Origin of the sequence: Paenibacillus sp. cl123, from assembly GCF_900101595.1 — a bacterium.
Lineage (GTDB): Bacteria > Bacillota > Bacilli > Paenibacillales > NBRC-103111 > Paenibacillus_G.
Genome location: NZ_FMYY01000001.1, coordinates 589,266 through 600,456 on the forward strand (window position 1 = coordinate 589,266; position 11,191 = coordinate 600,456).

Consider the following 11,191-nt stretch of genomic DNA (forward strand, 5'->3'; position numbering starts at 1 on the left):
TCGTTGTTTCCGGAAAGGCTGGTGGAACTTTTTCATGTCGTCTCAAGAAAACATAACCTATCTTCTATCATCAGTCCGCAAAAGGACGTTTTCCAAGCGCGGAGTCAGGCATATCCGTATTCCTGCTTACATCCTCTGCTTTATTACAGAGGGGGAGGGGGTTATCGTACTCGATGGCGAATTGCATAAAGTTCGCCCTTTTCAGCTTTATTTGCTCGCTCCTGGCATGCATATGGAGGTTCCTGAGCAATATGGGGAATTTGACTATTATGCCGTTTTTTTCGAGTCAATCCGGCTTAAGAAAGTAAGAGGGAGCTATGAGGCCATGCCCGCAATGTCTTTGTCCGGTCTGCTACCCACAGGGTTGATTATGGTGCATCATCCGCAGCAGCTGCTGCAGCGGATGATCAGGCTCTACGAACATAGCCAACAACCGCACAGTAAGGGAGCCTTGGCGCTGCGGCTTCAGTTCGAAGAGCTTCTTCATGATATTTCCAGCAATGAACCTAAACCGCCTCTTATGCGGGATGAACGTGTAGAGAAAAGTATCACATATATCGAACAACATTATACGGAAAAAGTAAGCATTGAGAAGCTGTCGGAAGTGGCCGGCGGCATGCCGGCAGTCGCTTTTTCGCGTTTGTTCCGCGATGAAACGGGCATGCCGCCTTTGGAATATGTGGCGAATGTCCGTGTGAACCAGGCGAAATTGCAGCTCGACCGGAAGAACAGCCGGGTGAAAGAAGTCGCAGCCGCGGTCGGCTTTCGCAGCGAGTTTTATTTTAGCCGCATATTCCAGCGGCTGGTAGGCGTCTCTCCGACCTTATACATGAAGCGTGGCACATTAAAGGTTGCGGTGGCTTCCTCTCTTGGTTTTGAGGATCATTTGAAGTCAATAGGACTAGAGCCCGTGTGTGTGGTCGATTTATTCCATTATCCCGGACAGAGCAAGGAGCAACACAGACAGCGTCTTCACAGCCAGCTCCTGGAACTGAAGCGATCACGACCTGATCTGATCATAGCGGATGAATATCATTCCGAATTTAGGGATCCGTTCAAGGGGATCGCAGCGTCAGTATTTTTAGATTTCTCCGTATGGGACTGGAAACGCAATTATGAGAAGATTGCCGAGCTGGTTAACCGGGAACATGAGGCAGCCGAGATGCTGACACGTCTCGAACTTCAAACCGAAACAACCGGCCAGAGGCTGCGCCGGGTGCTGGGTCAAGAGCGGGTTGCCGTTATGCAAGTCAGCCACCGGGCGATTGGCCTACAGGGGATAGCTAATCATCCGCTGAATGAACTGCTTTACAAAGAACTTGCTTTAAGGCCGTGCGAGCAAGCTCCGGCAGAGCAATGGCGAATGGAGGTGCAGCCGGAGTCACTGCCCGTGCTGGAGACCGAGCATCTGTTCATCCACCAGCATCATATTCAAGCAGGCAGCGAGCGGCTTTATCGTGAAATGACCACTCAGAGCGTTTGGCGGCAAATTCCTGCCGTAAGAGACGGCAGGTACAGGTTAATTAACAACTGGTGCGCCATGAGCTGGACGCCTCTAGGCCGATTGCTTATTATGAACGAGCTGCTGGCTGCAACCGGTGATTCGCAGGCTGTTAGCAGGCAGTATTAAGGTTTATTCCGAATAAATAGGTTATCTTTCAAAATTTTCCATAATACAATGTAACAAACACCAATATATTCCTTTTAAAGGCAATGATGAGAAAGAGTAATTGGACTGCACCCGTTAAAGTGCTAGGGGATAAGCCACAAACATAATTTTGTTGCCGTGCCTGAAATGAGACCGATAGGCAGTCATTGGCGAACTTGGGTGGTAACACGGAGTATTAACTCTCGTCCCTTTACGGGCGGGAGTTTTATCTTTTATTAAACCATATAGGGAGGATATTTTAAATTTCACGGCTGGCGAAACATATAAAGATAAGCCAACTGTCAAAATAATTAATTCGGCGTTTGAAACATGGCAAAGTGAGAGGAGAGATTTCGATTTAGCAATATCAGGAACAGCCTTTCATTTCATTCAGACGCAAGAAAACGGCTATCTCAATTTTTGACATATGCTCCACAGCTGGATGACTCAAAAAATCCTTCTATTGAACAAATTATTACCGAACGGTCACATCTAACTTTAAAGGATGGCTTGTTTAAAGAATTAGAGGTAAAGCAATACAAATGGGGGGATACTTACAAAGCCGATGAATATATCTCTTTGTTAAACACTAATTCCAGACATAGACTGATTCCCGAAGAAGTACGTTGTAAATTATTTGGGGAAATCAAAGAAACAATAGAACAACATGGTGGAGCGGTTATTAAGCCTCAAGCTGTCATATTGTACCTTGCCAGAAAAAATAAAAAGTAACTATTTTTTCGTTGAAGGAGGGTTGGCCGCGTATACACTGCTGTCTTATTCATATGAAAAATCCGACTATGTATCCTATTTACTCGAACAAGCTAAGGACAGTATGGCATAGGGGGCGGACAGAATAACAGTAGTATTAAACTATAAATTTCAGCCATGTGCCATCGCGCCGGGTACGAGGTGCGAGATGGCCGCGTCTATCGCGTTGGCATCAGCCGGCAGTGACGATCGCCGCGGCAGCGACAAGCCCGGAGGCGACGCCATAGGCGGCGATCGACTTTGCGAAGGAAAAGTTGAAGGGACTGATCGCCGGGGCAGCATACGCGGTGGATGGAGTCGGCAAGTCGGCCATCCGACTATTCCTGTCAACCAAATACGGCTTCCTGCTGGAACGCTCGTCATCGTAATCGTTTTTAGAACAGTCGCAGCGGCAACAATGGGAATCGCTGAACTGCCGGAAGTATTCGGTTTTCTGATACCTGAAACTGTTGAAAAATACCAGTGGCCCCGGTAGGTCCGGTGGCTCCGGTCGCTCCGGTTGCCCCAGTTGCTTCATGGCAATGACAACAAGAAAAATGCGAATCGGCGACATATATTTTCCTCGTCATAAAAGATCACCACCTTTAAGTGGTTTATTTATTATTAGATGCCGAAACTATTAGTTTGGGACACGCACTAGTACCAAGAAATTAGCATATTTTTATCGGTCGGTTATCCGATGCAAGTGATAAGGCAATAACCGTCAGCAATATTAATCGGCGAGAGCAAACTAGACGAGAGGGAAAGCTAATCGATGAACGATACTTCATCCCGTTAAGCTGTTGAGCAGGCTTCTATAAACATCGTGCGGAATATATTTACTTTAATCGAATATCGGTAAGGAGGCTGTTATGAAAGTTAGGCTAAGTGAGTTCAATGAGGATTGGATTAGGCTTTTTCACGAGGAAGCTAATTTCCTGAAAACTATATTTAACGACGAGATTATGCGATTTGAGCATTTTGGAAGTACCTCGGTTCCTGGAATGAAAGCTAAACCTGTAATTGATATGATGTGTATGGTAACAAACATCAGTAAGATTGATTTGTTTAACGACAAATTGCGTTCCCTTGGTTACGATGTTGCCGGAGAATGGGGGATCCCGGGTAGAAGGTTATTCCGCAAGGGCGGAGAGAACAGAACTCACCACATCCATTTCTATGAAATGACTCATCCCCAAATCGAACGGCATCTCGTATTCAGAGATTATTTAAAAGCTCATCCCCAGGAGGTTGTAAGATACAGCAGCTTTAAGGAAGAATTAGCTCATCACTTTGAAAATACAAGCGAATATAGCCCAGCCAAGAAAGCGTTTGTGAAGGAGATGGAGCAGCTTGCTCTTGCATGGTTTACAGATGTTCAACAAAAAGGTCATGCGCCCTAATTCATGCAGCAAAATAGATTGACAACGTTTATGTCCTTTTCATAAAGCAGAAGAATTTATGAAGATAGAAGGTGCTGCCTCTTGCAAGTGCCTACCGATAATACTGTTAGGGTGTGAGGATATCTCGGAAGAACGTATGATCGAAGATTGCCAGGCCATGCACATTCATGACTTTATCGCAGGACTGTCGGAAGGATATGAAGTGCTCATTGGCGAACGGAGTTTTACGCTGACAAGCGGGCAGAGGCAACGGTTGGACCTTGCGAGAGCCTCTGAACGAGGGGATCTCCTCGCTTGACCTGGAGACGGAGCGCCAAGTGCGAGAGAGTCCGGATCAGCTTCAAAGAAACCGAAAGTACTTGTACAGCCACGAGGATCTGATTAAGGCATCCCTGGCCATCATCCAGGCGGACCTTCAAGTAAAGGTGCTGGACCGGACGAAGCGTTTGGAGAGGTGATGGAGTACAGTTGAGTATACTAAAGTGAATACATGTCTGACCCGGTATTCACGTCGTTCTCGGCGAATATGGGGTCTTTTGGGTGCGTAACGAGCATTGTGCTGCTCCCTTGTTCGTCGCAGTACATCTTGGGATTCAGTTGTGTTAAACTCATAGATACAAATAGCGCTACCCGTGTGGGAGGGTGGATTTAAACACAGCGCGGGCACGTTATTTCTGGAATATTATCCATGGTGGATTGGATGGAGGAGGGAACATTGCGTATGAAACGAAAGCTGCCCATTGGTCTCAGTGATTTTAGGGAGGTCATTGAAGACGGATATTATTATATCGATAAAAGTTTGTTTATTCGCGAGCTTATAGATATCGGAAGCAAATCCATTCTCCTGCCTCGTCCCCGACGTTTCGGAAAGACGTTAAACCTTTCCATGCTGCGTTATTTCTATGAACGAACCACTGAGGATACTAGCAAACTCTTTCAACATTTGAGCATTTGGCGTGAAGGCGAGGCTTATACGGCTAAGCAAGGCAGGCATCCCGTTATCTTCCTGACCTTTAAGGATGTGAAGTGGGAAACCTGGCAGGCATGTGCGAATGAAATGAATCGAGTGATTGGGGAAGAGTACCGGAGGCATCGTGCCATACTTCAAACAGACATGCTTGACTCGGATGAGAGGGAAAGATATCTCGCCATTATTGAGCAGAGAGCGGATATGTCCTCTTATAGCAACAGTCTCAAGCAATTGTCACTATGGCTGAACCGGTTTTATGGCGAGAAAACCGTCATCTTGATTGACGAATACGATACGCCTATCCAACAGGGCTTTCTGCACGGCTACTATGACGAGGTAATTACCTTTATGCGCAATTTGCTGAGCGGAGCGCTTAAAGACAACGTCAGTCTGGAAAAGGGCGTTCTCACGGGGATTCTTCGGGTTGCCAAGGAAAGCATCTTCTCTGGGCTGAATAATCTGGAGGTATGTACGCTTATTCAGAAGCCCTTCAGCACCAGGTTTGGGCTAATGGAGGGCGAGGTTGAACAGCTATTGGCCGATTGCGATGTGGAGACAGAAGCCGATGAAGTGAAAAGCTGGTACAATGGCTATCGTTTTGGCGGGACTACCATATACAATCCGTGGTCGATCATTAATTTTTGCTCTAAGTGGAGAGAGGGCCTGCAGCCTTATTGGATCAATACGAGCAGCAATGATTTAGTTCGTCAGCTCATCACAGAAAGCAACGGAGAGTTGAAGGAAGAGTTGGAGCAAATGCTTGGCGGAGTACCGATCCGGAAACCGATTGACGATAATATGGTATTTCGGGACATTCATCTCCGTTCACACTCTGTTTGGAGCTTTCTGTTATTTAGCGGATATTTGAAGGTTGAGCGGCAGGACTTGATTGAAGGCATTCACTATGGGGAGTTGATGATCCCTAACAAAGAAGTTGAGGTGCTGTACAAGCAAATTATCTCAGGCTGGTTTGAGACGGGCTTGACGGAACGCAGCCATCAACAGATGCTGAATGCTCTGGTGGGCGGCGATATGATGACATTTGAAAGTATTTTCCGCGACTTCGTTACTCATGCCTTTAGTTTGTTCGACACCGGCGGTGGAGAGCCTGAGAAGGTTTACCATGCTTTCGTGCTGGGCCTGTTGGTCAGTCTTCGGGATTCGTATGAAGTGAAATCGAACCGAGAGAGCGGATACGGACGGTATGTTGTGATGTTGATTCCCAGATCACCGCGGCGGCAAGACCGGGTTCAGAATGGGGTTATTATTGAGTTCAAGAAAGCCCGCGGTGGAGAAACGCTGGAGCAAGCTGTAGCTGCAGCCTTGAAGCAAATTGAGGACAAGGACTACGCAAGCGAATTGCGTGAAAGAGGCGTCCAGCATGTGATCAAGCTGGGGATTGCGTTTGAGGGGAAACGGTTGTTTATGAAGGCGGAGTAGGGCGTGTTGTGCTCCGCTGGCTTAGTTGATGTGGGAGAGTAAGATTTATGAACAATAGACACAGCCTGTATCACTTAGCACATCGGTTAGTTCGATGGTTCGATTATGGCTTGGATAGGATAAGTATATAGATGAATGGGAAACAACGAAACGTCTCCCGACCCGAAAGGAGTGATTCATTTGACACCAATATCGAAAAAACTCATTCAGTTCCTAGCTGTGATCTTTTTATTTGTGCTTATTTATGTAAGTGTACATATTTGGGGATTTTTCGCTATTCAAAAGAAAACGGAAAGCTTTCTGGCTGCTGTGCAGGCATTGGAGTTTGAACGAGCGGCACAGTTGTATAGCGGGACAGAGGATAAGCAGGCATGGGTTCGCGGAATGGAGCAGCTGCATGAAGAGGGACAGTTTCGTCTGATATCTTACGCAAAGGTGAAGCCTTATTATAATGACGGAGGTTTTCATACCGGACATGCGGAGCTAAGCTTTGATATGGAAGGAGAGCAATTGAACGTAAACGCGGTCCTCACCTTCGGTGAGAATGATCAGCCCGGGCAGGTGTGCGCCATTCACCCACCCGAGGTTCCGAGAGGCTCGATTCCGGGGCTTGTTTCCTGGAACCGGCTAACCTGCGGCGGCTCCTTCTAAGCTCAATTCTCCCCCTGACGCCCCGCAAATACAATATACCTCTGCCCCGCATAATTCAGCAGCGTATACAACCCGTTCCCCAGCACGACAGCGAGCGTATGGCCCAGCTCCGCGGACAGCGCGGGGAAGAAGCCGCCCAGCAGCTTCGCTGCCAAGCCGCTCGCAGCATAGGCCAGCATATAGCAGCAGGCGAGCACGGCGACAAATTTCAGTACGGCGGTTCCGTGGGAGCTGCTGCTGCGGAATGTAAAGGTCCGGTTAAGCAGGTAGCTGACGCAAGCCCCGATCACCGTCCCGGCTGCTGTGGAGAGCCAGTAATTCAGCCCGGCCGCGTGGAGCAAGAGCAGCATGATCGACAGACCGATCAAGGTGTTTAATACGCCGACCAGCAAAAAACGGGCCAGGCTGGACCGGGCCCAATTCCGCATAACTTCGATCATTCCAACTCCAGCCTCCTATAAGGAAGAAATCTTCCGGCTATGTCCCGCATGCTCTGCCCGTTCGTCGAGCAATTGGTTGACCTCAATGGTGTACAAGGGCCTGCCCTTGACTTCCAAATATATTTTGCCGATGTATTCGCCGAGCAAGCCAATGCTCATCAATTGCACGCCCCCGATAAACCAGATGGACAAAATAAGCGAGGTCCAGCCGGATTCGGTATGGCCCGACAGATGAACGACCAGGGAGTAAATCGCGGCTACTATGCTTAGAATAAAGATAATAAACCCTGAGGCGGTAACCATGCGAATCGGAGTTACGCTGAACGAGGTTATACCTTCCAGGGCAAATAAAAGCATTTTGCGCAGATTATATTTCGAATCTCCGGCATACCGTTCATGACGGTCATAACGGACGATTGCCGATCTGAAGCCGACCAGCGGCATGATGCCCCGCAAAAACAGATTGACTTCCTTGTAATCCGCGAGGGCAACGAGCGCCCGGTGACTGAGCAGCCGATAGTCCGCATGGTTGTAGACGATATTGACGCCCAGCAGCTTCATCATCCGATAGAAAGCGACGGCGGTATTTCTTTTGAAGAACGTATCCGAGCGCCGGTTCTCCCTGACCCCGTATACCACATCATATCCTTCGTGAAACTTATATATAAAGGAGCGTATCGCCGTTACATCGTCCTGAAGATCGGCATCGATGGAGATCACGCAGTCGGAGCAGGCACGCGCAGCATGCAGTCCCGCCAGCAAAGCGTTCTGATGGCCCGCATTGCGGGAAAGCTTCAAGCCGCGAACGAACGGATGAGCGCGGCTCAACTCGTCGATGACCGTCCATGTGCCGTCCTTGCTTCCATCGTCCACATACAAAATGATGCTGGATGGCGCAATCCGTTGTTCCTGAACCAGCCGGTCGAAGACAGCGGCCAGCCTTGCGGTCGTTTCGTGAAGTACGCTCTCCTCATTATAGCAGGGCACGACTACCGTCAAAAAAGGCGCTTCTCCTCCGAATGTATACATAAATAACCTCCTGAGAGAATGAACCATTATGGTAAACTAGCATTATAATCTACGATAACATAGCTTTTGCAAGATGTCGATTAAAATCGACAAGATTCTCTTGACATAATCTTAACTTGTAGTCCTTCTGGATTGGGTATAAAGTACTATTACATTCATCTTTCCTTGTTCAATCTGCAGCATTACATTCAGGGGGATGTGCATGAATGCCAACGACCAAAAGCTATCTTCTTCTATTAAACCATTTCATCCTGGCTGCCGCGCTGACGGCCTGCGGAGCTAAGGAGATGCCGAAGTCCTTTGACGGCATCGCTCTCCTTTCCCAGCACGATTATGGTGATGAAGCTCAGACGACGGATCGCCGCAGCTCTTTGCTGCAATTTATCGAGACACGGTTGACCGGAACGAGCGGCGTTTATACCAATCTGCGGGATACGGCTCAAGCTGCTGCCGAGGCTACCGGGCATGAGATTCTGAGCGAATCGGCGGGACTGCTGATGCGCTACTATGCGCTCACCGGGCAAAAGCAGAGATTTGACGAGGAGTGGAGGCGAACAAAGCAAATTTTTGAGTTGTCGACCGGCTTCAGCTACCGGTACAGTCCCAAGCATAACCGGAAGTATTCGGTGAACGCGGCGGTCGACGATCTTCGCATCATACGCGGCTTGTACGAGGCGGGCAAAGCCTTTGACGAGCCAACTTATACCGAGGAGGCGAATTTATACGGACGGCGGTTTTACGAGCATAATGTCAAGGATGGATTTTTGTATGATTTTCACGACGCAGAGTACCGGACAACCAATGACTTCATCACGCTGTGCTACATCGATCTGAAGACGCTGGCCCTGCTGCCGCTGGAACGGAAGCAGAGAGATGCTTTCCTGGAGGGAATGCTGGGTATTAGTAAGAAGGGGTATTTGTCGGATGAATTCCCTTTCTATGAAACCCGGTATGAGTATAAAACGGCTTCCTACCGCTCGGATAAGATCAATACGGTGGAGTCGCTGCTGACGATTCTGGCGCTTGCGGAGGTGCGGCAGCATGAAGCGTCCAGTATCCGGTATGTGAAGGAACAGGTGTCGGCAGGCACCTTGTATGGCCAATATACGAAGGAAGGGAAGCCTGCAACCGACATCCGGTCGACGGCCATCTATGCGATAGCGGCCATGATCGGCTCGGAGCTTGGGGACAAGGGGCTGTATGAGGACAGCATCCGCAGGATGAATGAGCTTCAGGTTCTGAACGGCTCCAGCGAGCTGAACGGAGGCTTCGGGGACCCGGGTTCCGGGCAGGCGTATTCCTTTGACAATCTGATGGCCTTGCTGGCGTACGCCTACTAACTTCGGAAAGAGGGCTTTGATCATGCTTGAGCCAGGCGGTAAAGCTCTGTCTGCTATCGCCCGATGGGTGTCGCCCGCATGGGCGGCCGCCGCCGGGGTGTTCTTAATAACGGTCTTGGCGCTGTTCGTTCCTCCTTTTATCGGTATGGCGGATAACGGAGACTATTTTCGGATACTGTACGGAAACGGGCTGTATTTCAGTGAACCGGACTATAACAGCCAGTACCTCGGCTACTTCGTAAAGCAGTACGGAATCTTGCAGTATTACAATGAAAACGCCGCCGCGCTGTTTTCGTCGCAGTCCTTGTTTATTCGTCTGGCGCTGCTGCTGAATGTTTGGCTGTATGACCACCAGGTGTTCGATCTGCGGGTTCAGGCCGTTATTTACACCTTGATGTACACGGCGGCCGTCTACTTGCTGGTCGAAGCGGTGACGTGGAAGCTCTCCGCGAAGCTTGGGTATCCGATTGCGGCAGCAGCGGTGTTTATGTTCGGCGACACGGGGTATACGGCGTACTTCAACTCGTTTTACAGCGAGGCGCTTGTGCTGGTTATGGCGATGCTTTTATTTGCTTCGGGCTTGCTGCTGTACCGGCGAAGGTACAATGATTATGCGCTGCTGGCTTTGTTTGCGGCAAGCGCCCTGCTTCTGACCGCCAGCAAGCAGCAGAACGCGCCTGTCGGAGCTATTGTCGCTGTGGCGGGAGCCGTCCTTGTCTTCATACGGACGGGCAGGGCATACCGGATTCTCGTAACCGGCGTGCTGGCGGGCCTGCTGGCCGCAGGCGTCGGCATCTATGCGCTGATCCCGAAGGAGTTTGTCAATATCAATAAATATCATGCGATGACGCGCGGCGTCCTGATGGAATCCCGTGATCCCGAAGCTGCGCTTAGATCCTTCGGCATCGACGAGCAGTTCGCCGCGCTTAACCGCAGCATTTACTATAAGCCGTACTCGACGGTGGATGTCGACTCCGAGCTGCTGGAGCAAGCGTTCTATAGCAAGTACGGCTTCGGCTCCATTCTTGGGTATTATGTTACGCATCCCGATCAGGCCGGCCAGATGCTGAATCTGGCTGCGCGCAGCGGATTTACGATACGGCCTCCGGCGATGGGCAATTACGAGCGGACAGAAGGCAAGCCGTTCGGGGCCCAGACGACCTTCTTCTCGGGCTACAGCCTGCTGAAGGATGCGCTCGCTCCGAAAACTTTCGGCTTCGTCATCATCTGGATGACGGTTGTTCTGGGAATTTATATGCCGTCCTTTATAGCGGCTGTGCGAGCCAGGCGGGCGAGATCGATATGGCGGCTTCCGCTGGTCGCGATGATGATGATGATCGGGCTGTCCGGCATATTCGTTTCGATTATCGGGGCGGGCGACGCGGATTTGTCCAAGCATGAATTTCTGTTTACAGCAAGCTTCGATCTCGTTACTTTCGTGATGGCGGCTGATTTGTGGGGACGCCGGCTATGGGGGGAGAGGACGGTCGAAGGCGCCGACGAGCCGGCCGAATAACTAG

At 49.7% G+C, this 11,191-nt stretch carries 11 protein-coding genes; 8 read left to right on the forward strand and 3 right to left on the reverse strand.

The features are described 5' to 3' along the window. The first annotated feature begins 34 nt into the window (after nt 1-34). The gene (locus tag BLR08_RS02535; protein ID WP_072328056.1) at nt 35-1,630 is read left to right on the forward strand and encodes a helix-turn-helix domain-containing protein; all 1,596 of its coding nucleotides are present in this window, start codon (nt 35-37) and stop codon (nt 1,628-1,630) included. Nucleotides 1,631-2,158: 528 nt separating this feature from the next. After that, nucleotides 2,159-2,380: a hypothetical protein gene (locus tag BLR08_RS30530; RefSeq protein ID WP_143151528.1), complete on the forward strand. Its 222-nt coding sequence runs from the start codon at nt 2,159-2,161 to the stop codon at nt 2,378-2,380. A gap of 211 nt (nt 2,381-2,591) precedes the next feature. On the opposite strand, the gene BLR08_RS30955 is transcribed toward BLR08_RS30530, so the two are convergent. After that, nucleotides 2,592-2,972 carry a hypothetical protein gene (locus BLR08_RS30955; protein ID WP_072328057.1) on the reverse strand — a complete coding sequence of 127 codons (381 nt, stop codon included), beginning with the start codon at nt 2,970-2,972 and terminating at the stop codon, nt 2,592-2,594. A 298-nt stretch (nt 2,973-3,270) separates the two neighbouring features. Between BLR08_RS30955 and BLR08_RS02545 the strand changes: the two genes are divergently transcribed. The 4 genes from BLR08_RS02545 to BLR08_RS02560 all read left to right on the forward strand — a co-directional run bounded on the left by BLR08_RS02545 (nt 3,271) and on the right by BLR08_RS02560 (nt 6,862). Beyond that, nucleotides 3,271-3,801 (forward strand): GrpB family protein, encoded by a 531-nt coding sequence (locus BLR08_RS02545; RefSeq protein WP_072328059.1) that lies wholly within the window; start codon nt 3,271-3,273, stop codon nt 3,799-3,801. Nucleotides 3,802-4,061: 260 nt separating this feature from the next. Next, on the forward strand, nt 4,062-4,259 hold the full coding sequence (locus BLR08_RS30535) for a hypothetical protein (RefSeq protein ID WP_143014320.1): 198 nt from the start codon (nt 4,062-4,064) through the stop codon (nt 4,257-4,259). Nucleotides 4,260-4,522: 263 nt separating this feature from the next. After that, the gene (locus BLR08_RS02555; RefSeq protein WP_072328062.1) at nt 4,523-6,211 is read left to right on the forward strand and encodes an AAA family ATPase; all 1,689 of its coding nucleotides are present in this window, start codon (nt 4,523-4,525) and stop codon (nt 6,209-6,211) included. Between the two features lie 180 nt (nt 6,212-6,391). Next, nucleotides 6,392-6,862 carry a hypothetical protein gene (locus BLR08_RS02560; RefSeq protein WP_143014321.1) on the forward strand — a complete coding sequence of 157 codons (471 nt, stop codon included), beginning with the start codon at nt 6,392-6,394 and terminating at the stop codon, nt 6,860-6,862. A gap of 2 nt (nt 6,863-6,864) precedes the next feature. Here the strand turns inward: BLR08_RS02560 and BLR08_RS02565 are convergent, their stop codons facing one another. Together BLR08_RS02565 and BLR08_RS02570 are read right to left on the reverse strand one after the other, a co-directional pair. Continuing rightward, entirely contained in the window at nt 6,865-7,302 is a 438-nt protein-coding gene (locus BLR08_RS02565; protein ID WP_083536685.1) for a GtrA family protein, read from the reverse strand. 15 nt (nt 7,303-7,317) lie between these two features. Then, nucleotides 7,318-8,331: a glycosyltransferase family 2 protein gene (locus BLR08_RS02570; RefSeq protein ID WP_072328066.1), complete on the reverse strand. Its 1,014-nt coding sequence runs from the start codon at nt 8,329-8,331 to the stop codon at nt 7,318-7,320. A 206-nt stretch (nt 8,332-8,537) separates the two neighbouring features. On the opposite strand from BLR08_RS02570, the gene BLR08_RS02575 reads away from it, so the two are divergent. Then, nucleotides 8,538-9,671 carry a glycosyl hydrolase family 8 gene (locus BLR08_RS02575; RefSeq protein ID WP_083536687.1) on the forward strand — a complete coding sequence of 378 codons (1,134 nt, stop codon included), beginning with the start codon at nt 8,538-8,540 and terminating at the stop codon, nt 9,669-9,671. Between the two features lie 22 nt (nt 9,672-9,693). Beyond that, the gene (locus BLR08_RS02580) at nt 9,694-11,187 is read left to right on the forward strand and encodes a glycan biosynthesis hexose transferase WsfD (protein ID WP_072328068.1); all 1,494 of its coding nucleotides are present in this window, start codon (nt 9,694-9,696) and stop codon (nt 11,185-11,187) included. Nucleotides 11,188-11,191: the final 4 nt, after the last annotated feature.